General features: G+C 54.7%; 20 protein-coding genes. 14 read left to right on the top strand and 6 right to left on the bottom strand.

The features are described 5' to 3' along the window. Nucleotides 1-463: 463 nt before the first annotated feature. Together uca and atzF are read right to left on the bottom strand one after the other, a co-directional pair. Nucleotides 464-4,096 (bottom strand): urea carboxylase, encoded by a 3,633-nt coding sequence (gene uca / locus C7H08_RS06505; protein WP_106670940.1) that lies wholly within the window; start codon nucleotides 4,094-4,096, stop codon nucleotides 464-466. 115 nt (nucleotides 4,097-4,211) lie between these two features. Next, nucleotides 4,212-6,050: an allophanate hydrolase gene (gene atzF, locus C7H08_RS06500; RefSeq protein ID WP_106670939.1), complete on the bottom strand. Its 1,839-nt coding sequence runs from the start codon at nucleotides 6,048-6,050 to the stop codon at nucleotides 4,212-4,214. A 338-nt stretch (nucleotides 6,051-6,388) separates the two neighbouring features. On the opposite strand from atzF, the gene urtA reads away from it, so the two are divergent. The 11 genes from urtA (at nucleotide 6,389) to C7H08_RS06445 (ending at nucleotide 19,547) form a co-directional block, all read left to right on the top strand. Then, nucleotides 6,389-7,699, top strand: a complete 1,311-nt coding sequence (urtA, locus tag C7H08_RS06495; RefSeq protein ID WP_106670938.1) for an urea ABC transporter substrate-binding protein — start codon at nucleotides 6,389-6,391, stop codon at nucleotides 7,697-7,699. A 100-nt stretch (nucleotides 7,700-7,799) separates the two neighbouring features. After that, on the top strand, nucleotides 7,800-9,425 hold the full coding sequence (gene urtB, locus C7H08_RS06490) for an urea ABC transporter permease subunit UrtB (protein WP_106670937.1): 1,626 nt from the start codon (nucleotides 7,800-7,802) through the stop codon (nucleotides 9,423-9,425). A gap of 3 nt (nucleotides 9,426-9,428) precedes the next feature. Beyond that, nucleotides 9,429-10,568 (top strand): urea ABC transporter permease subunit UrtC, encoded by a 1,140-nt coding sequence (gene urtC, locus C7H08_RS06485; RefSeq protein WP_106670936.1) that lies wholly within the window; start codon nucleotides 9,429-9,431, stop codon nucleotides 10,566-10,568. Then, nucleotides 10,565-11,389, top strand: a complete 825-nt coding sequence (gene urtD, locus C7H08_RS06480; protein ID WP_106670935.1) for an urea ABC transporter ATP-binding protein UrtD — start codon at nucleotides 10,565-10,567, stop codon at nucleotides 11,387-11,389. The genes urtC and urtD overlap by 4 nt, the downstream gene beginning before the upstream one ends. Beyond that, complete coding sequence (urtE, locus tag C7H08_RS06475; RefSeq protein WP_106670934.1) at nucleotides 11,389-12,087, top strand: urea ABC transporter ATP-binding subunit UrtE; 699 nt, start codon at nucleotides 11,389-11,391, stop codon at nucleotides 12,085-12,087. Before urtD ends, urtE begins: the two co-directional genes overlap by 1 nt. A gap of 534 nt (nucleotides 12,088-12,621) precedes the next feature. Further along, nucleotides 12,622-14,091, top strand: a complete 1,470-nt coding sequence (locus C7H08_RS06470; RefSeq protein ID WP_106670933.1) for a DNA/RNA helicase domain-containing protein — start codon at nucleotides 12,622-12,624, stop codon at nucleotides 14,089-14,091. Between the two features lie 111 nt (nucleotides 14,092-14,202). Next, nucleotides 14,203-14,847 (top strand): hypothetical protein, encoded by a 645-nt coding sequence (locus C7H08_RS06465; RefSeq protein WP_106670932.1) that lies wholly within the window; start codon nucleotides 14,203-14,205, stop codon nucleotides 14,845-14,847. Between the two features lie 187 nt (nucleotides 14,848-15,034). Beyond that, entirely contained in the window at nucleotides 15,035-16,180 is a 1,146-nt protein-coding gene (locus tag C7H08_RS06460) for an ABC-three component system protein (protein ID WP_106670931.1), read from the top strand. A 10-nt stretch (nucleotides 16,181-16,190) separates the two neighbouring features. Beyond that, nucleotides 16,191-16,694: a three component ABC system middle component gene (locus C7H08_RS06455; protein ID WP_106670930.1), complete on the top strand. Its 504-nt coding sequence runs from the start codon at nucleotides 16,191-16,193 to the stop codon at nucleotides 16,692-16,694. Then, nucleotides 16,694-18,691 carry a DUF3732 domain-containing protein gene (locus C7H08_RS06450; RefSeq protein WP_106670929.1) on the top strand — a complete coding sequence of 666 codons (1,998 nt, stop codon included), beginning with the start codon at nucleotides 16,694-16,696 and terminating at the stop codon, nucleotides 18,689-18,691. The genes C7H08_RS06455 and C7H08_RS06450 overlap by 1 nt, the downstream gene beginning before the upstream one ends. Before the next feature lie 361 nt (nucleotides 18,692-19,052). Further along, complete coding sequence (locus C7H08_RS06445) at nucleotides 19,053-19,547, top strand: gamma-glutamylcyclotransferase family protein (RefSeq protein ID WP_106670928.1); 495 nt, start codon at nucleotides 19,053-19,055, stop codon at nucleotides 19,545-19,547. A gap of 17 nt (nucleotides 19,548-19,564) precedes the next feature. Here C7H08_RS06445 and C7H08_RS06440 read toward each other — a convergent pair whose 3' ends face one another. Both C7H08_RS06440 and C7H08_RS06435 read right to left on the bottom strand, forming a co-directional pair. Then, nucleotides 19,565-20,605 carry a M14 family metallopeptidase gene (locus tag C7H08_RS06440; protein ID WP_227663128.1) on the bottom strand — a complete coding sequence of 347 codons (1,041 nt, stop codon included), beginning with the start codon at nucleotides 20,603-20,605 and terminating at the stop codon, nucleotides 19,565-19,567. Beyond that, on the bottom strand, nucleotides 20,602-22,086 hold the full coding sequence (locus C7H08_RS06435; protein WP_106670926.1) for a glutamate-cysteine ligase family protein: 1,485 nt from the start codon (nucleotides 22,084-22,086) through the stop codon (nucleotides 20,602-20,604). Before C7H08_RS06435 ends, C7H08_RS06440 begins: the two co-directional genes overlap by 4 nt. Nucleotides 22,087-22,199: 113 nt before the next feature. Here C7H08_RS06435 and C7H08_RS06430 point away from each other — a divergent pair, with 113 nt between their 5' ends. Both C7H08_RS06430 and C7H08_RS06425 read left to right on the top strand, forming a co-directional pair. Continuing rightward, the gene (locus tag C7H08_RS06430; RefSeq protein WP_106670925.1) at nucleotides 22,200-22,553 is read left to right on the top strand and encodes a type II toxin-antitoxin system RelE/ParE family toxin; all 354 of its coding nucleotides are present in this window, start codon (nucleotides 22,200-22,202) and stop codon (nucleotides 22,551-22,553) included. A 14-nt stretch (nucleotides 22,554-22,567) separates the two neighbouring features. Beyond that, nucleotides 22,568-22,879, top strand: coding sequence for a helix-turn-helix domain-containing protein (locus C7H08_RS06425; protein WP_106671527.1), 312 nt, complete (start codon nucleotides 22,568-22,570; stop codon nucleotides 22,877-22,879). Between the two features lie 18 nt (nucleotides 22,880-22,897). Here the strand turns inward: C7H08_RS06425 and C7H08_RS06420 are convergent, their stop codons facing one another. Continuing rightward, the gene (locus tag C7H08_RS06420; RefSeq protein WP_106670924.1) at nucleotides 22,898-23,425 is read right to left on the bottom strand and encodes a retropepsin-like aspartic protease family protein; all 528 of its coding nucleotides are present in this window, start codon (nucleotides 23,423-23,425) and stop codon (nucleotides 22,898-22,900) included. Nucleotides 23,426-23,573: 148 nt separating this feature from the next. Between C7H08_RS06420 and C7H08_RS06415 the strand changes: the two genes are divergently transcribed. After that, on the top strand, nucleotides 23,574-24,761 hold the full coding sequence (locus tag C7H08_RS06415; protein WP_106670923.1) for a M24 family metallopeptidase: 1,188 nt from the start codon (nucleotides 23,574-23,576) through the stop codon (nucleotides 24,759-24,761). Between the two features lie 40 nt (nucleotides 24,762-24,801). On the opposite strand, the gene C7H08_RS06410 is transcribed toward C7H08_RS06415, so the two are convergent. Beyond that, nucleotides 24,802-25,626, bottom strand: coding sequence for a MipA/OmpV family protein (locus C7H08_RS06410; RefSeq protein ID WP_106670922.1), 825 nt, complete (start codon nucleotides 25,624-25,626; stop codon nucleotides 24,802-24,804). Between the last annotated feature and the right edge of the window lie 217 nt (nucleotides 25,627-25,843).

Below are 25,843 nucleotides of genomic sequence, written 5' to 3'. Positions count from 1 at the left end.
CTTGTTTGGGTGTTTGGCGCTGGGCCGGCTGTTGGGGTGGGCCTTTCAAAAGACGCCGTGAACCCATCCATGGGGGCTTGAGCGCAGCATCCCTGCTGCGCACACTTTTGAAAGGCCCACCCCAACATCCGTCCCGACTCCTCATGCCTGCGAGAGGCGTGTCCCGAAAAACCTTTGTTTGGTTTTGCCAATCACTACGTAATCAAGCGAACCTCCGTGGCTTTCCCCATCCTTGTTCCGCCGTAATCAATCTTTGTAGTCGCTGCCGCAATCACTGGAGCCAGCCAAGCCGATGTGCGGGACACCCTCCACAGACTGTGCGCAGCAGGGATGCTGCGCTCAAGCCCCCATGGATGGGTTCACGGCGTGTCTGTGGAGGGTGTCCCGCACAGCGGCGCCATCACCCAAAAAGCGGCCAGCACCAAAGGCGCCGATCTCCCAAACCAAGCCGAAACGCCCCAATTCAGACCTCGATGCTTAGTAGGGGCTCCCCAGGCGTCACGGACTTGCCGGGCTCCACGTGCAGGGCGCTGATCTTGCCGGACAGGGTCGCACTGACTTCGAACTCCATCTTCATGGCCTCTACGATCACCAACGGATCACCCTCGGCCACCGTATCGCCGGGCTTCACCAGGCACTTCCAGATGTTGCCGGCGATCTCTGCACTTACCAGCTCACCAAATCGACCGAGGTCCGAGGCATCCACCTTCGGCGGTGCCTTCGCCAGACGGTCCAGCTCCTCCGCTTCGCTTTCTTTCCACAGCGCCACTTCCTTGGCATAGGCCGCTTGCTGCAGTTTGCGGAACTCGGCAATGGAATTTTCGTTAGCGTCCAAAAAGGCCTGGTGGGATTTCAGGTCGAAGGTTTCCTCTTCGATCTTGATCTCCAGCTTGCCAGCGCGGAACTGGTCGCGCATTTCGGTCAGTTCGTCTTCGGTGACCGGGTAGTAGCACACCTGGTCGAAGAACCGCAGCAGCCAGGGCGCGCCCTCGGCGAATTGTTGATTCTTCAGATACTTGTTCCAGATCGGCAGGGTTCGGCCCACCAGCTGATAGCCGCCCGGGGAGTCCATACCGTAGATGCACATGTAGATGCCGCCGATGCCGACGGTGCCTTCGGCGGTGTAGGTGCGGGCCGGGTTGTATTTTGACGTCAGCAACCGGTGCCTTGGGTCCAGGGGCACGGCGCAGGGCGCGCCCAGGTAGACGTCGCCCAGGCCCAGGATCAGGTAGCGGGCGGAGAACAGCACATCGCGTACTTGCTCCCGGCTGGGCAGGCCGTTGATGCGCTGCATGAAGTCGACGTTATTGGGCAGCCAGGGCGCGGTGTCGCGCACCGACTGGCGGTATTTGTCGACCGCCTCCAGAGTGGCACTGTCTTCGAAGGCCATGGGCAGGTGTACCACGCGGCTGCGCACTGTCAGCTCATCCGTGGGCGGCAGGGTGGCTTCCAGGTCCAGCAGGTAGGTCATCAGCGACTCCTGCGGCAGAATCCTTGAGTCGTAGCGCAACTGCAGGGAGCGTACGCCGGGGGAGAGTTCCAGCAGGCCGCTGGGCTGCACGTCGGCAATGGCTTCCATCAGGGAATGGATGCGCATGCGCGCGCCCAGATCGAGCACGTTGGCGCCGTATTCCAGCAGGATGTACTGGTCACCGGCCTGGCGGTAGGTCACTTCCGGGCGGTCGTCGGTGGCGTCCAGGTGCGCGAGGATAGTGGCGGACAAGCCATTCAGCGGGGCCAGGTCTGGCGCCACCAGGCTCACCGCCGGCGGGGCCATCAGGCTCTTGATGGCCAGTTCCTGGCGTTCGGCCAGTTGTACCGCAGTGTCGTTATCGATGGCGACAAAGCGGATGGTGTCGCCGGGTTTTACCTGGCCGACTTTCCAGAGCTCCGCCCTGGCGATGGTCACCGGGCACACGAAGCCGCCCAGGCTGGGGCCGTCTTTGGTCAGGATGACCGGCATGTCGCCGGTAAAGTTGATCGAGCCGATGGCGTATTCGGTGTCGTGGATGTTGGAGGGGTGCAGGCCCGCCTCGCCGCCGTCTTCACGAGTAAATTCCGGTTTCGGGCCGTTCAGGCGAATGCCCAGGCGGTTGGAGTTGTAGTGTACTTCCCAGTCCTGCTCGAAGAATTTCTCGATGGACTTCTCCGAGAAGAAATCCGGGGCGCCGTGGGGGCCATAGAGCACGCCGATTTCCCAGTGACTGGGGTATTCGGGAACCAGGTCCGGGTCGGCCGGGGCGGGGTCGTGGGTTGGCCCCGGGGTGGTGCAGGCGGGCAATGCCAGCTGGCTGATGCCGAGCATGTCGCCCGGGCGCAGAGGCCGGCCGCCGTGACCGCCGAACTGGCCGAGGGCGAAGGTGGAACGACTGCCCAGGTACACCGGCACGTCAAAACCGCCGCGGACGGCCAGGTAGGTGCGGCAGCCCTTGATGGCTTTGCCGACGGCCAGCACCTGTCCGGCTTTGACGGTGATGGGTTTCCAGAATTCGACGGCCTTGTTGTCCAGGGTGGCTTCGGTCAGGGCGCCAGTTAGCGCTACTACCGAATCCTTGTGGAACTTCAGGCTGGGGCCGATCAGTGTCGCCTCCAGGCCGGCGGCGTCGTTGTGGTTACCGACAATCCGGTTGGCGATGCGGAAGGCGTAATCGTCCATCGGGCCACTGGGCGGCACGCCGATATTCCAGTAACCGACACGGCCGGGGTAATCCTGCACCGTGGTGTAGGTGCCGGGTTTGACGATTTCGGCCACCGAGGGTTTGAATTCGAAGCTCTCCAGCGCGCGGGTAGACACCACGCCCTCGGCAAAACTCTTTTGGGCCACCACCTGGCGCAGATAATCCAGATTGGTGGCGATGCCCATCAGGCGGGTTTCGGCCAGGGCGGCTTTCAATTTGGCCAGGGCATCGGCGCGGTCTGTGCCGTGTACGATCAGCTTGGCGATCATCGGGTCGTAGTGGGCGGAAACCTCACTGCCGTTTTCCACCCAGGTGTCTACGCGCACGCCGTCCACCGGCCAGTAGACATCGGTCAGCTCACCGGGGGAGGGTTGGAAATCCTTGAGCGGGTCTTCCGCGTAAATGCGCACCTCCATGGAGGCACCGTTAAGTTCCGGCTGGAAGCTGGCCAGCTCCGGGCTTTCGCCGGCGGCGATCTTCAGCATCCACTCGATCAGGTCCAGGCCGGTGACAGACTCGGTCACCGGGTGCTCTACCTGTAAGCGGGTATTCACTTCCAGAAAGTAGAACTCGTCCCGCTCTTCGTCATAGATGTATTCCACGGTGCCGGCGGAGCGGTAATTCACCGATTGCCCGAGCGACACGGCCGCATCCAGCATGGCCTGGCGCGTGGTGGCCGGCAGGTTGGGGGCCGGGGTTTCTTCCACCACCTTCTGGTTGCGCCGCTGCAGGGAGCAATCCCGCTCCCCCAGGGCGACCACGTTGCCGTGGCCATCGCCGAACATCTGCACTTCCACATGGCGCGCCCGGGCGATGAAGCGCTCCAGGAACACGCCGCTGTCGTTGAAGAAACTCTGGCCCTGGCGGCGCACGGTTTCAAAAGCGTCTCGCAGTTCGCTTTCGCTGTTGCAGCGGGTCAGGCCGATGCCGCCACCGCCGGCGGTGCTTTTCAGCATCACCGGATAGCCCAGGCGCTCGGCGGTTTGCAGGGCTTCGTCCAGGCTGTCCAGCAGACCACTGCCTGGGGCCAGGGGCACGCCGGCGGCTTCGGCCAGTTCCCGGGCCCGGTGCTTCAGGCCAAATTCGCGCATTTGGGTGGGCGTGGGGCCGATGAACACGATGCCTTCGGCTTCGCAGGTTTCGGCGAAGTCGGCGTTTTCGGAGAGAAAACCGTAGCCGGGGATAATGGCTTCGGCGCCGGTGTGTTTGGCTGCGGCCAGAATCTGGGCCTTGTCCAGATAGGTTTCACTGGCGCCTTTGCCCACCAGGGCTACAGCTTCATCGGCATGGCTGACGTGCAGGCTGTGGCGGTCTTCATGGGAGTGGACGGCGACGCTGGCCACGCCCATGGCCTTGAGGGTGCGGATGGTGCGGACGGCGATTTCGCCTCGGTTGGCGATGAGTACTTTTTTGAACATGTTGTTTGATCTCCGGAGTTGGTGGGGTCAGACCCGTGGGGTCTGACCCCGAATCGCGACTTGGGCGGCTAATCCCTGGGTGGGGTCTGACCCGCGGGTCAGACCCCGATGCGCATCATTGGGTGGCAGCTCCCGATTTGATGAAGGCGCGCCAGCCGCCGTATTCGGTGACGTCTCTGGCGCCGGTGAAGCCGTAGCCTTCGCAGATGAAGCCGTTTACCCAGCGGCCGTCGGCGAGCTCTACGTTGCCGATGCCGAGTGGGGCGGGGATCAGGTTTACGAAGGAGCCGAATTCGGAAGCGGCCATTTCCCAGACTTCCAGCACGATCTCGGCGCCGTTTTGCTCTACCCGTTTCAGGCCCGGTTTTGGTGGGGTGGTGTTGGGTAGGGCATAAAGGCGGTAATTCGCCGTGGTGGTGGTTTGTTCCAGCAGTCGGCCCCGGCGTTCGGTGAGCTGAGTGTTCAGGGGCATGCCGGACAGGTGCGCGCCCACGACTGCCACCTGCACCATGGGCACGGCGGGTGGGTAAGTGGCCACTTCCTGTGGGCGCGGCTTGTCGGTGGCGCCCAGGGGCGTTGGGTGGGCGTTCAGCCATTGGCTGGCCAGGGTTTGCAGCTCGCGGTCTTTCCAGGCGCCGCTGATCAGCGTTACGCCAAAGGGCAGGCCGTCGTCACGGAAGCCGGCGGGCACCGCCAGGGCACACAAATCCGCCAGATTCACGAAGTTGGTGTAGGTGCCCAGCTGACTGTTGAGCTCCACCGGGTTGACGTTCACCGCATCGATGGTGGGCGCGATAGGCGCCGTGGGCACCAGCAGGCCGTCTATTTCCGACAGCAACGTGTCGATCTGGCGCACCAATTCTTCTTTGCGGTATTGGGCCTTAAAGGTATCGGTGGCGCCGAACTTGCCGGCGTTGCTGATGATGCTCCGCACCGTGGTGTTTATGTCTGCGGCGTGGTTGGCCATAAACGCCTCCACTGCCGCGTGGCGCTCGGCCACCCAGGGGCCTTCATAGAGCAGGGCGGCCAGTTCCAGCATGGGGGTGAAATCCAGCGGCACCAGTTCAATGCCGGCGGTGTCCAGCTGGCGCCATTGGCTGAGCGCCGTGTTCCAGGCAGCTTCCGCCTGCTGATCACCAAAGAACCGGGGGCTATCCGGGATCGCCAGGCGCTGCACCGGGCCGGAACGGCGAATGGCCGGGGCATCCAGTGGCAAAGCGGTGGGGGCTTTACGGGAATAGGCATCGGCGGGCTCAAAGCCGCTAATACAGTCAGCCACCAGCGCCGCATCGTGAATGGTCAGGCCGAACACCGACACGCAATCCAGTGACCGGCATGCCGGCACCACGCCCTCAATGCTGAGCAGCCCTTTGGTGGGCTTCAGCCCCACCAGATTATTCAGCCCGGCCGGCACGCGGCCCGAACCGGCGGTATCGGTACCCAGGGAAAACGGCACCAAGCCACGGGCCACCACAGAGGCAGAACCAGAGCTGGAGCCGCCGCTGATCACCTTCTTGTTAAAGCTGTTAGACACCGCACCATAAGGCGACCGGGTGCCCACCAGGCCGGTGGCGAACTGATCCAGGTTGGTTTTGCCAATCAGTACCGCGCCGGCGGCTTTCAGTTTGCGTACCACAGCAGCGTCTTGTCCCGGTTGGTAAGCAAAGGCCGGGCAGCCGGCGGTTGTGGCCATGCCGACGGCGTCTATGTTGTCTTTGACCGCGAACGGAACGCCGAACAAGGGCAGCTGCGCCAGATCGCCATCCACTTCCTCCAAGTGCTCCGAAAGCTCCGCCATGGCCGTGTTCAGGCCCTGGTCGTCCAGCCGGGAAATCCAGGCGTTGTCAGTGTCTTTCAGGTAATCCAGCAGCTTGCTGATCAACGATTCCGGCTCGGCACCTTCTCTATAAGCTTGTTGCCAGTCTGTGATCGTCCATCCGAGGGTGGTGGGCATGGGGTGTCCTCATGTGTGGTCAAACTTGTATACATGAGTATTGGCAAGGCCCGTGCCATTCAGTCCAGGTAATCAATTAAATCAATAAAAACAGATAGATAGATGTTTTCTCATGATGGGCGCCGGTTTTCTGTCTGCACCACAGGGGAGCACGAACCCCCTGAAAGGCACCAAAATCAGGCCTTAATCTCCAGAAAACTCTCGCCAATCTCAGGGGCTGTTGGCTTGTATACTAGATAACTCATTGTTTGTGTTGTGATTTATGGTGGGTTGGAACGGCAGATGCAAAAGCCCGGTTGCGTTCGACGACTTACAACCCAAAAAAAAGGATTCACAACATGAGCATCAAAACACACGTGAAACTGGGCCTGTCTGCATTGGCACTGTCTGTCTCCTTCCACACAATGGCGGCAGAAGACCCCATCAAGGTAGGTATCCTGCATTCCCTCTCCGGCACCATGGCCATCAGTGAAACCGCCCTGAAAGACACCATGGAAATGCTGATCGAAAAGCAGAACGAACAAGGCGGTGTTAACGGCCGTATGCTGGAAGCAGTGGTGGTAGACCCGGCCTCCAACTGGCCACTGTTCGCCGAGAAAGCCCGCGAGCTGCTGGAAAAAGAAAAAGTCGACGTGATCTTCGGCAACTGGACGTCGGTATCGCGCAAGTCGGTTTTGCCGGTAGTGGAAGAGCTCAACGGCCTGTTGTTCTATCCGGTGCAGTACGAAGGCGAAGAGTCTTCTGAAAACGTGTTTTACACCGGTGCCGCGCCCAACCAACAGGCCATTCCAGCGGTGAACTACCTGAAAGACGAGCTGGGCGTTGAGCGCTGGGTACTGGCAGGCACCGATTACGTCTACCCGCGCACCACCAACAAGATCCTGGAAACCTATTTGAAAGACATGGGTGTGGCAGAAGCCGACATCATGATCAACTACACGCCTTTCGGGCATTCCGACTGGCAGTCCATCGTCTCTGACATCAAGGCCTTCGGCAGCGCCGGCAAGAAAACCGCCGTGGTCTCCACCATTAACGGCGACGCCAACGTGCCGTTCTACCGCGAGCTGGGCAACCAGGGCATCTCCTCTTCAGACATCCCGGTGGTGGCTTTCTCCGTGGGTGAGCAGGAACTCTCTGGCATCGACACCGGCCCGCTGGTCGGCCACCTGGCGGCGTGGAACTACTTCATGAGCGTAGATAACGACGCCAACTACGACTTCATCGACGCCTGGGTTGAATTCAAAGGCGACGACAAGGCGGTCACCAATGACCCGATGGAAGCCCACTACATTGGCTTCAACATGTACGTTGAGGCAGTGAAAAAAGCCGGCACCACTGACGTAGAGGCGATTAAAGAAGCCATCATCGGCGTCGCCGTGCCCAACCTGACCGGCGGCATTGCCACCATGATGCCGAACCACCACATCACCAAACCGGTGCTGATTGGCGAGATCCAGGACAACGGCCAGTTCTCCGTGGTGTGGGAAACCTCCTCCACCGTGGCCGGCGATGCCTGGTCTGACTTCCTGCCGGGTTCCCGTGACCTGATCGCCGACTGGCGCGCCCCGATGAAGTGCGGCAACTTCAACGTTAAAACCGGCAGCTGCGGTGCCTCTGCCGGCGAGCAAGCTCTGGCTGACGCCGAATAAGCCTGTGAGCCAACCCGGGGCGGCGTGATCGCCCCGGGTGTTTCTGGTCTTCGCACCACGCCATTTATCAGCTCTTCATTTTCAACAACAGGACGGACCCATGGGCATCCTCCGATCACTCCTATCGCTGCGCCTTGCCTCGCTGCTGGCTTTGTTGATGGCAATCGCAGCCCCGGCCTTCAGCCAGACTGAAGAAGATCCCGGGCAGGCCTTGCTCGCCAACCTGGCTGATGCCTCCCCCCGGCAGATGGACGCGGCCATCGAAGCCATCGTGAACAGCGGCGACCCCAGAGCCAGAAGCTGGCTGGACGCCTTCGGCAACAACCGCCTGAGCCGCAACAAAGACACCGGGCAAGTCGTGGTGGTGTTGCGCAACGTGGGCCGGGACTGGACCATCGCCGACCCCCTGACCGGTGAAAACTTGGGCGAGATCTCCCGCCGGGAACTGGACCGGGTGAACATCAACAACGCCATCCGCGGCAAGCTGGAAGGCGTGCTGGCCATGCTGGACCTTTACTCCACCAACCCAGAGATACAAAGAACCGCCGCCGAAGCCATGATGGGCAAGGTCAACGAGACCGTTATTGAGCCCCTGAATAACCTCCTGGCGCAGGATTTACCGGCTCGGGTTCGCGACCGCCTTGAGCTGGCGGTTGCCATCTATCAACTGGAGCAGGGCGATGCCCAGGCCAAAGCCGACGCCATTACCACGCTGACCGGCAGCCTGCACAGCCGCGCCCGCGCCGCCCTCAACAACGCCGTGGCCGGGGATGATCCTGCCATTGCCGCCAGCGCCAAAGCAGCGCTGATCTCCATCGAACAGAAACTGAAAATGAACCGCGCCGCGGAAACCCTGTATTTCGGGTTGTCCCTTGGCTCGGTACTGGTGCTGGCGGCCATTGGCCTGGCCATCACCTTCGGCGTAATGGGCGTGATCAACATGGCCCACGGCGAACTGATCATGCTGGGTGCCTACACCACCTGGGGCATGCAGCAACTGTTACCGGGCCAGCCCGGGCTGGCGCTGATATTGTCCATTCCGGCCGGGTTTATGGTGGCCGCGCTGGCGGGCATCGCCATCGAGCGCAGCGTGATCCAGTACCTCAAAGGCCGCCCTTTGGAAACCCTGCTGGCCACCTTCGGCATCAGCCTGATTCTGCAGCAACTGGTGCGTACGGTGATCTCACCCCTCAACCGCTCTGTGACCACCCCGGAATGGATGAGCGGATCGCTGGTGATCAATGACGCCCTGTCGCTCACCCTCAACCGTCTGTACGTGATCGGCTTTGCCCTGGTGGTGTTCGCCGGGCTGATGCTGATCATGCGCCGAACCCGGCTTGGGCTGGAAGTACGCGCCGTTACCCAGAACCGCGCCATGGCCCGCTCCATGGGCATCAAGGCCACTCGGGTAGACATCATGACCTTTGCCCTGGGCTCCGGTGTGGCTGGGCTGGCGGGTGTGGCGCTGTCCCAGATCACCAACGTAGGCCCCAACTTGGGCCAGAACTACATCATCGATTCGTTCATGGTGGTGGTGTTCGGCGGCGTGGGTAACCTCTGGGGCACCCTGGTAGCCGGGCTTACCCTGGGCACCATCAACCAGATTCTGGAACCCTGGGCTGGCGCAGTACTGGCCAAGATCATGGTGCTGGTGATGATCATCCTGTTCATTCAAAAACGGCCGCGGGGGCTCTTTCCCCAGAAAGGCCGAGCGGCGGAGGGCTGAGTTATGGCTTCATCACAAACCTGGCTGCTCCGGCCCTTGCAGGAGCGTTCCACCCAGATCTTCCTGGGCGTGCTGTTCAGCGCCTTGATCGTGGTCACCTTTTTGCACCTGTTCATGCCACAGGACAGCGCCCTGCACGTGAGCGCCTACACCGTTACCCTGCTGGGTAAATACCTGTGCTACGCCCTGCTGGCGGTGGCGGTAGACCTGGTGTGGGGTTACCTGGGCATTCTCAGCCTGGGCCACGGCGCCTTCTTTGCCCTGGGCGGCTACGCCATGGGCATGTACCTGATGCGCCAGATTGGCGATCGCGGCACCTACGGCGACCCGGTGCTGCCGGACTTCATGGTGTTCCTGAACTGGGACTCGCTGCCCTGGTACTGGCAGGGCTTCGACATGGCCTGGTTCGCCTTCATCATGGTGCTGCTGGCCCCGGGCCTGCTGGCGCTGGTGTTTGGCTTTCTGGCCTTCCGCTCACGGGTAACCGGGGTGTACCTGTCGATCATCACCCAGGCACTCACCTTTGCCCTGATGCTGGCGTTCTTCCGCAACGAAATGGGCTTTGGCGGCAACAATGGCCTGACCGACTTCCGCGACATCCTCGGCTTTAACCTGCGCACCGACGCCACAAGGCTGGGGCTGTTCATCGCCACCGGCATCGCCCTGGCCATTGGCTACATCATTTGCCGGGCCATCGTCACCAGCAAGCTCGGCCGGGTCAGCATTGCCTGCCGGGACGCCGAAGCCCGCACCCGCTTTCTGGGTTACCGGGTAGAGCGGGTGCAGCTGTTCGTATTCGTGGTCTCCGCCATGCTGGCGGGGGTGGCCGGGGCCTTGTACGTGCCGCAAGTGGGCATCATCAACCCCAGCGAATTCTCGCCGCTGTTCTCCATCGAGATCGTGGTGTGGGTCGCCCTCGGTGGCCGCGCCACTCTCTACGGCGCGGTGATCGGCGCCATTCTGGTGAACTACGCCAAAACCGTGTTCACCGGCGTCATGCCGGACGCCTGGCTGTTCGCCCTGGGCGCGCTGTTTGTACTGGTCACCGTATTCCTGCCCAAGGGCATTGCCGGCCTGCTGCAAAAGCGCAAAAAAGCCCAAGACGACGATGACCCCGCCACCGCCCAGGAGGCCACCGCATGAGCATGTTCGAACAACTGGCCAAGCGCGATCAGGTATTTGAATTCCTGGCGCCGGCGGCGTCTCCGGTGGACGTGCGCCACGGCCCCATCCTGTACCTGGAAGACGTGAACGTGAGCTTTGACGGCTTCAAGGCCATCAACAACCTCAACCTCACCATCGACGACGGCGAGCTGCGCTGCATCATTGGCCCCAACGGCGCGGGCAAAACCACCATGATGGACATCATCACCGGTAAAACCCGGCCGGATACCGGCTCGGTCTGGTTTGGCAGCCGTCACAACCTGCTGACCATGACCGAGCCCGACATCGCCAGCCTGGGCATCGGCCGCAAGTTCCAGAAACCCACGGTGTTTGAAGCGCTCACCGTATTCGAAAACCTGGAACTGGCCATGGCCGCCGACAAACGCATATTCCCAACCCTGACCGCTATCATGAAACCCGAATACCGGGACCGCATCGACGAAGTGCTGGAGATGATCAAACTGAAAACCCTGCGCGACAAACCCGCCGGCATCCTCTCCCACGGCCAGAAACAGTGGCTGGAAATCGGCATGCTGCTGATGCAGAAACCCAGGCTGCTGCTGGTGGACGAACCGGTCGCCGGCATGACCGAACAGGAAATGGAACGCACCGCCGAACTGCTCACCAGCCTGGCCGGCAAACAGTCCGTTGTGGTGGTGGAGCACGACATGGGCTTCGTGCGCTCCATCGCCCGCCAGGTGACCGTGCTGCACCAGGGCAGCGTGCTGGCCGAAGGCACCATGGACCAGGTCTCCAACGACCCGGAAGTGATCAAGGTTTACCTGGGGGAGGAGGCGTAATGCTCAAGATCCAGAAACTCAACCAATACTACGGCGAAAGCCACACCCTCTGGGACCTGGACCTGGACATCCCCCAGGGCAAGTGCACCTGCGTAATGGGCCGCAACGGCGTGGGCAAAACCACCCTGATGAAATGCATCATGGGCGAAGAAACCACCAAAAGCGGCAGCATCGAATTTGCGCAGGACGTGGAACTCACCAAAAAGAAAATCGAAGATCGATCACGCCTCGGCATCGGCTACGTGCCCCAGGGCAGACAGATCTTCCCGCTGCTGACCGTGGAAGAAAACCTGCGCACCGGCCTGGCCGTGCGCAAGGACGGCAGCAAGAAAATACCGGAGCGGGTGTATGAGCTGTTTCCGGTGCTGAAGGAAATGAAACACCGCCGGGGCGGCGACCTGTCTGGTGGGCAGCAACAGCAGTTGGCCATTGGAAGAGCACTGGTGATTGAGCCCAGGCTGCTGATACTGGATGAGCCGGGGGAGGGGATTCAGCCGAATATCGTGGCGCAGATTGGGGAGGTTATTCGTAAGCTGATTGAAGAAGATGGGCTTACTGTGTTGCTGGTTGAGCAGAAGTTGCCGTTTGCTCGAAAATACGCCGACCGATTCGCCATCCTGGACCGCGGGCGCCGCGTGGCGGAAGATGAGATTGCCGGGCTGACCGATGAACTCATCAAGAAGCATCTGACCGTGTAATCGCTTCATTACTCTCACGTCCTGGCAGACCTAAAAGCCCTACCTTTCAGAACTCTGCGCCGAGCGTTGCTTGGTGCGGAATTTTTGTTTTTTGTAACATCAACAGGCAATCGGTGCCAAGTTGGGCTAGTGTAGGTAGCTATATGCTACGCACAAACCGATAGTTAAGGATGACGACCGATGAGCCAGTCAGCGCTGTTTGAACCGTTTTCTTGCCTTATTGAGAGCCAATTCCCCGAGAAAATTTTCTTCGCCTCCACGGTTGGAGAAGTTTGATCGCTTCGTTATTGCAATCATGACGACGTCAAATGATTACGAAGAGCTCTATGTTGGAGTCTTTTCAAGACGTTGATTAAATTTACAAAAATGAAATTTCGATGAGTGTCACGTGAGTGGTTAGTGGATGTCAACGTTTTGCGGAAACGAAGCGCTCAGTCCAATCACTGTTAGTTGCTTTAGGTAGGCATTCTGGCTATATCGCAGTATTTTGAATAATAAAAGTCTATTTTCGACATTGGGAGTTGATTAAAATTTATGAAAAGTATCAACTTACTGTCTCTTTCTCAGGCTCATGCATCTTTAGGCCCTGATGAGTACAAGTCCTTTAAAGGACATTATGAAATAGATATTGACGATAATGAGATAAATGACGTTAAAATATTGATAAATGAAATGTTCTCGATATTGTCATTTATTAACATTTTTAATGACTTTTATGTGGGCTACAAAATACAGCACATAAGTAAAGAATTTGATTTGCTCAGATTTGGATCAAACTTCATTTTAAACATAGAAGTCAAGAGAGAAAGCACTGAAGAAAGGATAAAGAATCAGCTTACGAGAAATAAGTATTATCTTCATCATATTAACAAAGTTATCCATAACTATTGCTTTGTTGCTGCGAGTAAAACCCTATATCAATTAGGTGAGTCGGGCGATATCGAAATCGTACCATTAAGCTCACTAATCCAATTGTTGACTAGTCAAAATCTAATTAAGATCGATAGTCCCGATTCTCTTTTTAATCCTTCTGACTATCTGGTCTCCCCATTTAATTCAACGGGGAAATTTCTAGCTGGGCAGTATTTTCTTACTGGACAGCAAGAGACAATAAAAAATCAAATCACTAAAAACATCACGAGCTCTTCACCGTCTGTTGTTACACTAACTGGAGCAGCAGGCACAGGAAAAACTTTGTTGACATACGATATTGTAAAGTCCCGCATGGAGACTATGAAGACAGTAGTTGTGCATTGTGGGCAGTTGAATGATGGGCACCAAAGGCTAATCAACTCAGGCTGGAATATCGTTTCCATAAGAGATTTCAGAAATTATGATTTGACCAATGTCGACCTGGTTGTAGTCGATGAAACACAACGAATATACGAAAATCAATTCGACAATTTGGTTGTAGAGGCTGCATCAAAAAATACGCATTGTGTTTTTTCATATGACAGGCAGCAAACTCTATCAAGGTCCGAAGCGCATGCAAATATTGAAGGCAAGATTAATTCTATTCTTGGTGCTTACAAATATAGCTTGTCGGACAAAATAAGGACAAACAAAGAGATTGCTAATTTTATTAAAGTATTGTTCGATAATAAGAGAAACAATATAGCTGTATCGAATTGCGGGAATATTGACTTCGATTACTTTACCGACTCATCTAATGTTAAAAATTACATCTCTCTGATAAGTAGTGAGGGCTGGGAGGTTCTAAGGTTGACGCCATCTCAATATAACAATGAACACCATGAGTCATATTCTGAAATTACTAGTAAGAACTCGCATCGAGTCATTGGCCAAGAGTTTGACAATGTCGCAGTGGTAATAGATGAATACTTCTCTTATGGAGTTGATGGAAAGCTAATCTATACCTCACGAACATACTATGATTCAGTGAAAATGTTATTTCAAAATATAACTCGGACAAGAAAAAAGCTAAAGCTGATAATAATAGAAAATAGACAGATTCTAAATCGGTGTTTGTCGGTTATGAAATAGGCCTCGAATGAGGCAACTAGCAAGGCGCTGCTGCTGGACAATTTTTCCGCTGCGCTCCAAAAATACCGCAGAGCGCGGCGTTAACATTTTATCTATCAGAAGGAGTTTGTGTTGTCTCTGAAAGGTTTGATTGAAGAGGGTGCTGTAGCGAAACGTCTACTGAAGCCCGTTTTTTCGTGGGGTAGAGGCTCCTGGCTAAAAAGACTTTTGGTTTTAAGTCTGTTTGGTCTGATTTTTATCACTGGTTACTATCTATTACTTCAGTCACTGCTTTCAGAGGTTAGAAAGCATGATGATCAGGTGTCAAAAGAAAGGAATCGGATTGTAGAGACAAATCTCTACCAAGCAACGATTGGTTTTGCGGAGCTGTGCCTTAAACCGGCTAGTATAGATCAAGAAAATGCCTCTTGGTATTGCGATAAGGCTTTGCAGTTGTATAAGAACAACAACAAAGGAACGCCGCCTAAGTTAAGAAATGAGATTGTCGAACGTAAGGCTTACGGGGCTATGGTTGCCGACATGGAATCTCAACTTAGAGGCATCAAGCTAGATCGACTTGAACAGAGCTCCCCTGCTCTTGATTGGCTTGATCAGATATTGAGCAAAACTGGTATGTTTTTAACATTATCCTTGGCTCTCTTCGGTGTCTTGGCTTTTGTGTACGGCCTATATTTACAACGTGACAATTCGGAATCTGATGAGCCAGAAGCGGGTTCCAGTAATTCTCAAAACACGTTAACAAGTGGGTCAAGTTGACCGTGGACTTCTCCCAATTCAGTTGCCGCTCTAAACCGGAGGCTGAGTACAAGCGTTACACTGTGAGGAGTAAGTCCACTTTCGACCCAAAGCACACGTTAATTAAGTAGACTGACCAGCATATGAGCCGAAAGTATAGGCTTTAAGATGTCGGCAAATATATGAACAAGACTAAAGGATGTTTCATATGCCTACCGCAGCAGGACAATTGCTAGGTTATCAACTCCAACTCCAGCGGGCACTGGTTCACTTGCTGCAATCTGGACGGGGATCGTCTGTAAGCGTTGAGGTTACCGGTGACGTAGCGGTAATGCTCAGCAACGGGGGTAAACTCGAAGAGGAAGACAAATCGTCCTTGATTAGCAACCCAGTTACGAATAAATCAACCGACCTCTGGAAAACTTTCTATAACTGGATTAATGCCCTGAATGATGGTTCGATAAATTTCAAAAAAACAAAATTCATTTTATATGCTAACCATGAGGGTAATAAAGGGATAGTCGATGCATTATCAGATGCGAAAGGTCCTGAGGAAATAAATAAATGTATCGAGGAGTTAGAAAGCCTATTCGAATCTCTAGAAACGACCCACCCTATCCATTCGTATCTTTCACATGTTCTGGGCCATAAGGATGCTTTTAGAGCGATAGTCGGGTCGTTTGAATTTATTGTCGGCAGTAAAACGGGTAGTGAGGAAATTCATCAGGTTCTATCAGACATAATTTTAGTACCAAAACATCATGTCGATTATATCCATGATGAATTGCTCGGCTGGATAACAAATTATGTGATGAACAAGATTGCCGCCAATAAACCCGCCATTATATCGGGGAAGGAATATAAGAAAAAGTTTGTAGTCCTGTTTGAAAGAGTTAGGGCAAGGGAGTTAATCGACTTCACTAAGGAGTATGCGGCCGACCACAAGGATGTTCAGGAACAGTTTAAGGAATATCCAACATATTTGAAACAACTACAGATAATTGATGTTGAAGATCATGAACAAGTTTCGGCAGTATCTGATTTTCTTCGTAGGAAGGTAAATGCGGATAAATGGATAGAGAGCGAGTTGATAGACGAAGCTTCCGCTCAGGAATTCGAAGAAAACCTGAAAAGCTATTGGCACAGCACAATTAAAAAACTTTCTATTACCGAAAAATCACTAAAGCCTGAAGAACGCGGGCAGCTTCTTTACCACGATTGCAAGGTAAGGCAGGCAACAATAGGAAACCAGCCTGTTCTTTCTCATTTTGTTCGTGGAACTTATCATAATCTTACAAATGAAAAGGAAATAGGGTGGCATGAATCATGGAACGATTTGTTGAAAGACAGGTAGCAGGTGAGTTATGAGCAATCTCGTTGAAGAAATTAGAGTCTGGAATACCCCGGTTGTCGGTTCTTACGTTCTGTGGCGATTTACACACGGCTATACAGATCATCACCCCGAAGGTCACTCTCCCGTCCTCTTACTGCATTTTCTTGCATCTGCAATTCTAACAAACAAGCGTCTCAGCGATCCCGTCATTAACCTCAGAAAGGACCTCGGGTCCTACGCGCGAAGCTTCACCGACAAAAAGGATGTGGATCTTTTCCTTTCGATTCATCATCGCGTGAACAATACGAAATTCTATACCTTAAGTTCGATCGATCTGGCGATTCAGCATGGTCTGCTGTTTCTCAATCTTGAGGATGGCTGCCTTTATCCCAAAACCCTTTCGCGGAAACCGAGTAGGGGTATGGCTCCCAAGCAAAGTGTCAAATCTTTGGGTAATAAAGCAGAAATATTAGGTAAGTGGTTTTCAGCCTACTCGGTGAGCCAGGTATCTACATTATTAAAGGTGGTCTTATAATGAACATGAAGATAAGAAAGTTGATTATCTGGCCTAAAAATTCTGCCTTTCCGCCAAGAGAAGTAAAATTTGAGCTTGATAAGGTTAATGTCATCACTGGAGCATCGCGTACCGGAAAGTCGGCAATAATACCGATCATTGATTATTGCCTTGGTTCCAGTTCATGCAGCATTCCTATTGACACAATTAGAGACTATGTATCCTGGTATGGTGTCGTACTCCAACTTGGTCAGGATCAAATACTTATAGCGAGGAAAGTTCCAACTGGCAGCAAGCCATCTGATGACTTTTACTATCATAAAGGAACTAACGTCACGATTCCGCCGGTGCTGAAAGATAAAAATGCTTCGACTGAGGATGTTAAACACTCATTGAATGAACTTGCCCTGCTGCCGTATTTCAGTCTCGATCCAGACGAAGCACCGAAAAACAGTTTTAAAGCTCGTCTGAGCATTCGCGATCTAATGGGCTTTGTATTTCAAACACAGGATATTGTCGCTAACCAGAATATTCTGTTCTACAAAACTCACGCTCATCAACACCGCGAAAAACTACGGACTTGGTTTCCTTTTATTCTTGGCGCCGAGAACCTGGAGGTGTTGAAGGCTCGACAGCGAATGCAGGTGCTTGAGCGGAAGCTAAATAGATTGCGGCGGGAGCTTGAGAAAGAGCGTGCGATTTCACAAGATTGGAAGTCAAATATATTTGGACATCTCATGACAGCGGTTGATTACGGGCTGGTCGAAGCTCAATTTTCTCAATCTGACGATCCTGAGAGACTTCTTGGGCTCGGTAAGGAACTGATTGAGCGGAGCCCGGACAGACCGCGTATCGGCGAAGGCCAGATTCAGGCATCAAATGAAGAACTCATTAAGCTTGATGCTCAGGACGATGAACTAGCTTCCAATATTGCGCATATAAAGAACCGTCTTGAGGAGGTAAAAAGATTAAAGTGCGGTTTTACGGATTACGGTTCGGTTGCTAGGAAAAAAGCTGACCGACTTCACCTTTCTAGATGGCTGACAGATGTAGCGGAACAGACTGAAATATGCCCTGTATGTGGTGAGGCCGGTCATCCTAACGCGCTTAACGAAATCAACAAAATTTCAGCCGTTCTTGAAGAGTATGAAAATGAAGCGAGCAAATTTCAGGTCATTCCCACTACTTTTGACCGGGAAGAACAGCGACTTAAGCAAGACTTGGAGGACGTATTAGAGCAAAGGAACTCGCTACAGGAACGATATGACCGGCTTATACAGAAAGACGAGCAGGCTCGGCACAGCTTTTATAGAAACAAAGAGATGTTTATCTTTCTCGGTCATTTCCGTTCCTCGCTGGAGCGGTTCGAAAAGCTCATTGAAGGCGGCCACCTAGAAAACCAAGTTCAGGAGCTACAGGACGAATATGATCAATTGAAACCGCTGGTAGATGAAGCAGCTATTTTAAGAAGGGCAGAAGCCGCGACCGATAAAATTGCAGAGCTTATGCTTTCCTACCTTCAGCACCTTGACGTCGAAGAAAAATACAGGCAATCCAGACCGAAATTTGACATCGAGGAGCTGGCGATAAAAGTACGGGGGAACGAAGGTGAGTGGCACTTTCTTGCTGAAGTTGGTAGCGCTTCGAATTGGGTTTCCTTTCATATAGCAGCTATGTGCGCATTTCAGGAGTTTTTTGCCAACTTGCCCGGCTCAAGTGTCCCTAGCTTTGTCATTTTCGATCAGCCAAGTCAGGTTTACTTTCCCAAGGTTGCGCCGGTTGAGGGCGGAGAGAAGGAAGATGACTTCAAGAATTACGAGGATGAAGACTTTTACGCAGTTAAGAAGATATTTAAAACCTTGTCAGAAACTTTCTCAAAACCCGATGCTTCTTGGCAGTTTATAGTTCTTGATCATGCGGATAAGGCCATATATGGAGACATTGACAATGTTCATGAAGTCGATGAATGGCGGGAGGGGAGAAAACTCATACCGACAGAATGGTATACCGATGTATAGAACATGCCGGGTTCTTTTGTTCTCATAAGGCGTATGGTGAGGTGTGATAAATCATTAAGTGTTAGGACTTCGTCGGCAGGTTGTGTATCTCAGTGGACGCATGGAGGTTTTTAGATGGTGCGGAGAGCGTGTCAAGGCGCTGTTGTCGGACAATTTTACGCTGCGCTGCAATTGCCGCAGAGCGCGGCATTATAGCGAATCCTCATGGATCTATTTTCGACCCAACATAGAAAACCGGGACAGATTTATTTTCTGGACCGGCAGTAATAAGTTCATGGTGAGCTTGGAAACATGACTTGTCTGGTTTTGCTAAGATTATGACTCCCGGTCCCAGAGTAAACAGTGCAGACTCGGAGGCAGCATGAAGTACTTTGCCTACGGATCGAATATGTCACTCCTCCGATTAAGAACGAGGGTTCCAAACGCGGAGCGAATCGGTATGTTCACGCTTGTTGAGCATGCCCTTCGGTTTCATAAGTGGAGCAGGAAAGACCAATCCGCAAAATGCGACGCGCTGTTTACCGGAAATCCGGAGGACTTCGTTATTGGCGCAGTGTTTGAGATACCACGCAGCGAGAAAGGCCCGCTGGACAGGGCTGAGGGCTTGGGCTTCGGTTACGATGAAAAGCAGGTCACGGTTGCGGATGCTCTCGGCAATTCCCTCGACGCTTTCACCTACTGTGCAACGTCAACTGATCCATCTTTGCTGCCTCACTCCTGGTATTTGAATCACGTCATCGTTGGTGCCAAAGAAACGGGCGTTCCCGCTGACTACCTCGATGCCATTGCAGCCACGCGAAGCCAGGAAGACCCTGATCGAAAACGAAATGCCAGAGAGCGGGCCATCTACGATTAAAAGCGGCTCGCTATGGTCTAAAAAATAGGATCGCCCGAGGCTTTGACCGCATAGAACAGGCAATCGCTCTTCGCAATCACCGGGTTGGTGGTGATCATGAAGGTCTTGATGGCCTGGGCAGGATAGATTCGCCCATCCTTGATTTGAAGCACCTGTTCCATGTTCTCGGCGCGGTTGTGGCTGATCGCAGTGAGCACGTTCAGGCCTTTTGGCCCAACCCATCCGATAGGCTCATCCGGCGACACAATCCCGAAATTGCGGTGTTCGATGTCGGGCGGAAACGTGAGGTCTGCCTGCCCGCTGGGCGTTAACCGGTACTCGATCGTCGCATCGGGTGCCAACTCCACCCGAATCGGATTGCGCAGTACAGCAACGTTCCATTCCGCTTTCTCCAGCGATAGCACGTCAGATTGTGAGGCATACCGAGCAAGCCCTTCGTACGCCAGTTGGTGCGCGTGATCATCCTGAGCCCCGCCACACTCGATGGTCACGGTGGGCACCTCCTGCTCGGAATATTCCATCAGTGCACCCAGGCGAAGATCCGTCATGATCAGCCGGTCGGTAAAGAGCGACGCCAGCGCTTGATGGGCAGCGTCGTTGGTGATGGTCACAGCGAAGGCAGGGCCGGTGCCCGAGGTGTTGTGCACGTCCAGCAGGCACTCGGGGTTTGCTGTCTGAAGCTCGGCCAGCATGGCCTTGGCAATGGCGCCTTCCTCTCCTTCAAACGGTTCTTTGAAGCACCGGTTCAGGTCACGTGCGTCTGGCACTTGGCGCAGCGACAATACCGGCGGTGTTTTCGCGGGGCGGACGCCGCCCAGAAGGAACAGCAGGTTGACCTCCGGGGTGTGCTGCTCCAGTAGCCATCGGTGAATCGCGAACAGCCCTGAGGGTTCGTTGCCGTGGAGCAGCGTTGCCATGGCCCGTGTTCTGGAAGGGTCGCGGCCAGCAACGCGAACCACCGTGGGCCGCTGCAGCCGGTTCAGCCACTCCAGGGGCGAGCGGCCCAGGGTCTGGGGTGAGGGGTTGTTGAGATAATCCAGGGTGTTCGAGCGGCTCATGGTGACAAGGTCCATTCGTGCAGGGGTGTGTTTGTCTTCTGATGGCTCATGTAAAGAGACAGCATACTCTTGAACGCCTCGTCGGGAGTCTGGGTCCTGAAAAAAGACTCGGTGATCTGGCGCTGCCATCGGGCGCCCGTCATCCTGGTTTGAATGCGGCCTTCGATGATTCCGAGCAGACGGTGGATCTCCGCCTCGTCCACCGCGGTTCGTTGCAAGGCTTCCCGGGCGCGCGGCAGCAGGTCACGGGCAACGTTCAACAGGGGCGTATCCTGTAACTGCACCTGGTCTTTGTGGGGCCAGATGATGTCTGCACCGATGCCGTATTTGGCGGCACGATAGAAATTGTGTTCGGTGTAATGAAAGGGAAGTATCGACGTCAGGTGACGGATATCCTCGAGTACCGCCAATGCCGCTCCGATCACGAACAGCCCGTTCGCGCACATATCCACGGCCGTTGGTCCGGCCGGCATGGAACGAATTTCGATGCGCAGATGGCCGCCGTCTGTGTGATCAAAAATGGCCCGGTTCCAGGGCCAGGTCGTGCCATGGTGCAGTCGCAGTTCGGTCAGCTCCGGTACCTCTCCCCGGTCAATAACCGCCATTGGATCTTCTTCCGACATCAATGGCAGGATGGGGGGATACAAGGAGGCCGAAGCCGCAAATAGCTCCCAGGCGCTGCGTGCCCAGCCGTTGCCGTAATAAACCCGTGGCGGGTGTTTCCAGGTCCTGTGGTTGGGCGAGCGGCTGTCGACGGATTGTTTGAACAGGGCGATACGGGTTTCGTCCCAGAGGTGGTGGCCGAACAGGCTGGGCGAATTGCTGGCCAGCGCCAGCGCAATGGGCGTCACCAGCTGCACGGCGTTGAAATAGTCGGCAAAGCGGTGGGCCGGAACGCGCCAGTGCAGTTGGAACGAGGTGGTCGCCCCTTCCATGGTGACGTCGTCCGCTTCCAGGTCGATGACGTCGTTGCCACCGATATGGATGCTGAAGGGCTCGCCCCGTTGCTGGATCAAGGCGTTGGATAGCGCATGGTAGCGGGGTTCGTCTGTCATCACTTTCGCGCCCATATCGGACTGGCGCAACGTGGGTAGAATGCCGATGGGGACCAGTTCGCCATTCAATGGGGCGGCGTGCCGGTTGATTCGCTTCATGGCCGCGAGCAGTTCCTGCTCGGTTCTGGCAAAGGGGGCGCCCTTGAAGGCCTGGGGGCTGAGGTTGTATTCAAGATTGAATCGGTTGAGCTCAACCGTCAGTTGTGGATCCTGAACGCTGGCGGCTAGTTCTGTGTTGATCGGCTGAACACGCAGGTCCGGGTTGACGATGTAGAACTCGACCTCGGCACCAATGGAAGGTTCTCCCTCACCAAAGCCGGGCCGGTTTAGCAGGCGGGTGAGTGCGGTAAGGTCCGTTCGCACCTTGGCAGCAAAACGGTCAAAGTCCCCCGCTGTAAATTCCGATTGATCTATCGACAGTCCCATAGCGGCTGTGTCTCCAGCACCGACTTACCTTGATAGTAGCGGAAATGAGGTGTGGAAGGTTGGCATGGAAGAACCTATTTAGGTACACTGGCTTTTGCCAAGGAAGGGGTTGTATGACAAGGAAAACAGTAAATGTCGTATTTTACAGAAGTGACAGTGGTCGAGAGCCGGTCAAAGAATGGTTGCTGAAGCTTGATAAAGAGGATCGTTCAGTGATCGGAACTGATCTGAAAACGGTGGAATATGGGTGGCCGCTAGGTATGCCCTTGGTAAGGGGCTTCTCCGGGAAAGCGAACTCAGACTTGTGGGAGGTCCGCAGCGATCTCTCAAACAGTCGGATTGCACGAGTCATATTCACGATGTTTCGCGGCAACATGGTTTTGCTGAACGGCTTTATCAAAAAGACTCAGAAAACACCGGATCAAGAGTTAGCGAAGGCGAGAGATCGAAAGAAGAACCTTGTTTGAATGGGGGCAAGAAAATGACACAGCATAAACACGTTGGCAGCTCTCTCGATGATCTGCTCGAAACCGATGGCACGCTTGAGCAGGTAGAAGCTGAGGCGCTGAAGCGGGTAATCGTTTGGCAGATTCAGCGGGCAATGGGAAACACAGGCGTAAACAAGTCCCAGCTTGCCCAGAAAATGCATACTAGCAGGACGGTGGTTAACCGCCTTCTTGATGAGAAGGATACCGGTGTAACCATCACAACGCTTGTTAAAGCAGGGCGGGCTTTGGGGATGACTTGGACGTTGCAGGCCGGGGAGGATAATGGCTCTCCTCGTGCGGCTTGAGGGGAGGCCTCACCCCTCTCAACGATTATCCTGGCTCAGGGTTAAAACGCCCGATTGCTGGGAGAAGTTAAGCTGTCCTAGCACGCTCATTCCCAGCAACACCATGTCGGGGTCCATGGCGGGGTTGATGGTGCCGTGCACATTATTGAACGTGATATCGCCCAGGCGGAGTTCCTGAATCGTCGTGCTCCACACGTTTACTGTGCCAGCCGCGGTAAGTGCACGGCCGGGCTGGCCCCGTTTAAGGCCTGCTCTTTGGGCGAGAGTTTCTGAGACTGACACGGTTGTGGCGCCGGTATCCAGGATGAAGGTGACGTTCTGGTTGTTGATGGTGCCGTTTGCCAAATAATGGCCCTGGCGATTGGCCTGTAGTTCAATTTCAGTGACGCTGCCGCGGGTGTGACTGACCAGTTGCTGGTTAGGGTTCTTTGTTCGGGAGTCCCAACTCCCGAGTAAATACGTCGCAGCGCCGAGCAACACAACCCAGAAAACAACGAAGTAAAGGATGTATCGGGTTTCGGGTCTGATGATGCCAGATTTACTCATCCCATTCCTTGTTGTGGGTCGCGGGTAGATTGTTCCAATACTAACGCATTCGGAATGGCAGAGCAGTGAGCTGGGGCTGCATTAAGTTCAGGGGCAGAGAGTTTTGTGCCTACACTCAGGTAGTCCCTTATTGATTCTGGAGATTACGATGGATTTCCGCGCTTACCGCCAAGTTTTAGCCAACACCCTGGAAGGCAGCGAGCTGCCCTTCCCGGCAGATGAATTACGTCTCCGTTTGGCACGTACCCGGGCCCTGATGACTGAAGCCGGCCGTGATGCCCTGCTGTTGACCGACCCTGCCGATATTTTCTACCTGACTGGCTATCACACCTTTGAGGTTTCCGTGCATACCGCGCTGCTGGTCACGACGGAACGTGTCGTCCTGCAGGTACCGTCGATTGAGACCGGCCCGGCTGTTGTTACCGCAAGGGTGGACGAAATCATTGGTTACCGCTGGGAAGATATCAGTGAAGTCATCGAGCCTTTGCTGGTCTTACTGTCACCCTGCCAGCACATAGGCCTGGATGTGTATTCTGCCGGTTTGCGCTACGCCATCATTCAACCCCTGTTAAATCGCTTGGGCAAAGCACGCTTTCACGATGATGGCGGCGCATTGCTGGACAGTCAGCGTCTGGTCAAGAGCGGCGCCGAGCTGAACTGCCTGCGCGAGAGCGCACGCATCACCGCAATAGGGCTACGAGCTGCCGAAGCTATCATAGAGCCCGGCATCACCGACAATGAGGTGGCTGCCGAGGGTGCAAGGGCCCTGCTGGCGGCGGGCAGCGAGTTCATGAGCCTGCAGCCGATCGTGACCTGCGGTCAGCGCAGCAGCGTGATACACGTCAATCATAAACGCACCGTTATTGAAGCAGGGGATCCGGTTTTCCTGGAATTTGGTTCAGCTTATCAGCGCTATACCGCGCCGATGATGCGCACCGCCGTCGCGGGCAGAGCCACGGCTCAGATGCACCAGGTCGCGGAAGTGTGCCAACGCCTCTATTCCGCCCTGAAAGAAACTATGTGCCCGGGTAATACCTTTGATGATGCCGCGCGGGCTGCCGAAGCGGCCCTGGCACCCTATGCGGATCGGGTATTTTTCTCTGGCGTATTCGGCTACTCGGTAGGTGCGCAGTTCCCGCCCAGTTGGGTTGAAGGCACCGGCTATATCGCCCGCGGTCTCACCCGCCGCTTTGAGGAAAACATGGTTTTCCACCTGCCCCTGTGTCTGCGCCTGCCAGGGGAGTGGGGTATTGGCCTCAGTGATACAGTGCAGGTCACTGCCAAGGGTGGTGTAGCCATCACCGACAATGATTGGCAGATCAACGAACGGGTTTAAGAAAACCCTGCGGCTTTACGTTCTTCAGCATAACGCGGCATCAAAAAACATAAATGAAGCCAACACCGATCTCCGCTTCATAATTATTCCGAGATATGGGGCTATCTGAAACGTCACTCCCATAGACTTCGTAAAGAGCCTCACCGAAGATCTGCCAGTTTTTGTTCAAGTAATTTCGATAGTTAATATCGACACCAAAGGATCTATACCCGCTATCAACATCGGTTTCTGGAAGACCTGAATCTATGGATTGCCGTGTGGTCACACCAAAGTCCCGGTTGGCTAACTTACCATCGTGGAAAGTGACAACAGCGCCAACTTCCCAGCCAGTGCCGTTAGGTTGGCAACCCAAACATGTTCCTGCGCCGAAAATCCCCAGCGTACCGATTTCTCCTGTTAATACACGGCCATCCAAAAAGTAACGCCAATCTTCTGCAAGGGCATGACGCACTTCCAACAGCAATGTCACCCCAGAACTCGATTCGCCTAACCCATCCAGTCTGCCATCTTTTGAATCACCTTCTTCACGGCCTTCTTCGTAGCCTACAGAGGCTTGAAACAACCAGGTGTCCTTGGCCAATGTGCGCCACCCAATTGCCTCACCTGCCCAGAAAAAAAGGTGGTCACCAGTTCGCCACTGAACACCCCCAGCCGGGTCGATCTCAAAATCGAATTCGTCCGAACCCTCATAAGCAGTCTCGTATTCAACGCCCAGCCCAAGCCCAACGCCCCAGCCATCGCCATTCGTAAAATCGTCGATAGAAGGAAGCGGAACGAGAGGGGTTCTCGCCTCCGTCGCATTTACCGATCCAAAACATGAAGCAGCACCAATAAATGTGACGGCTTGAAGGACTATTTTTTTCATGATTTTTTTACCTACGAAACAGGAGGTAGTGTTACGACTTACTCATCATTATGGATGATTATTTTTAAGTCGCACTGCAGCGCTTTCGTTATCATCGTTCCGCGCGCCCGGCGGTAATTTGGTATTCTTCCCGAAAACCTCAAAAGTAATCTTGCTGGAACCCGACATGTTTAAGCCCAGTTGTTACAGCTGCCGGAAAAAGTTTGAGCCGTCTGCG

Origin of the sequence: Marinobacter halophilus, from assembly GCF_003007685.1 — a bacterium.
Lineage (GTDB): Bacteria > Pseudomonadota > Gammaproteobacteria > Pseudomonadales > Oleiphilaceae > Marinobacter > Marinobacter halophilus.
Note: the sequence above shows the minus strand (reverse complement) of the source record. Positions and strands in the feature narration are given on the sequence as shown.

Excerpts from the sequence above, each read along its gene's own strand:
- uca (WP_106670940.1), bottom strand. The coding sequence starts at position 4,096 with ATGTTCAAAAAAGTACTCATCGCCAACCGAGGCGAAATCGCCGTCCGC.
- atzF (WP_106670939.1), bottom strand. The coding sequence starts at position 6,050 with ATGCCCACCACCCTCGGATGGACGATCACAGACTGGCAACAAGCTTAT.
- urtA (WP_106670938.1), top strand. The coding sequence starts at position 6,389 with ATGAGCATCAAAACACACGTGAAACTGGGCCTGTCTGCATTGGCACTG.
- urtB (WP_106670937.1), top strand. The coding sequence starts at position 7,800 with ATGGGCATCCTCCGATCACTCCTATCGCTGCGCCTTGCCTCGCTGCTG.
- urtC (WP_106670936.1), top strand. The coding sequence starts at position 9,429 with ATGGCTTCATCACAAACCTGGCTGCTCCGGCCCTTGCAGGAGCGTTCC.
- urtD (WP_106670935.1), top strand. The coding sequence starts at position 10,565 with ATGAGCATGTTCGAACAACTGGCCAAGCGCGATCAGGTATTTGAATTC.
- urtE (WP_106670934.1), top strand. The coding sequence starts at position 11,389 with ATGCTCAAGATCCAGAAACTCAACCAATACTACGGCGAAAGCCACACC.
- C7H08_RS06470 (WP_106670933.1), top strand. The coding sequence starts at position 12,622 with ATGAAAAGTATCAACTTACTGTCTCTTTCTCAGGCTCATGCATCTTTA.
- C7H08_RS06460 (WP_106670931.1), top strand. The coding sequence starts at position 15,035 with ATGCCTACCGCAGCAGGACAATTGCTAGGTTATCAACTCCAACTCCAG.
- C7H08_RS06455 (WP_106670930.1), top strand. The coding sequence starts at position 16,191 with ATGAGCAATCTCGTTGAAGAAATTAGAGTCTGGAATACCCCGGTTGTC.
- C7H08_RS06450 (WP_106670929.1), top strand. The coding sequence starts at position 16,694 with ATGAACATGAAGATAAGAAAGTTGATTATCTGGCCTAAAAATTCTGCC.
- C7H08_RS06445 (WP_106670928.1), top strand. The coding sequence starts at position 19,053 with ATGAAGTACTTTGCCTACGGATCGAATATGTCACTCCTCCGATTAAGA.
- C7H08_RS06440 (WP_227663128.1), bottom strand. The coding sequence starts at position 20,605 with ATGAGCCGCTCGAACACCCTGGATTATCTCAACAACCCCTCACCCCAG.
- C7H08_RS06435 (WP_106670926.1), bottom strand. The coding sequence starts at position 22,086 with ATGGGACTGTCGATAGATCAATCGGAATTTACAGCGGGGGACTTTGAC.
- C7H08_RS06430 (WP_106670925.1), top strand. The coding sequence starts at position 22,200 with ATGACAAGGAAAACAGTAAATGTCGTATTTTACAGAAGTGACAGTGGT.
- C7H08_RS06425 (WP_106671527.1), top strand. The coding sequence starts at position 22,568 with ATGACACAGCATAAACACGTTGGCAGCTCTCTCGATGATCTGCTCGAA.
- C7H08_RS06420 (WP_106670924.1), bottom strand. The coding sequence starts at position 23,425 with ATGAGTAAATCTGGCATCATCAGACCCGAAACCCGATACATCCTTTAC.
- C7H08_RS06415 (WP_106670923.1), top strand. The coding sequence starts at position 23,574 with ATGGATTTCCGCGCTTACCGCCAAGTTTTAGCCAACACCCTGGAAGGC.
- C7H08_RS06410 (WP_106670922.1), bottom strand. The coding sequence starts at position 25,626 with ATGAAAAAAATAGTCCTTCAAGCCGTCACATTTATTGGTGCTGCTTCA.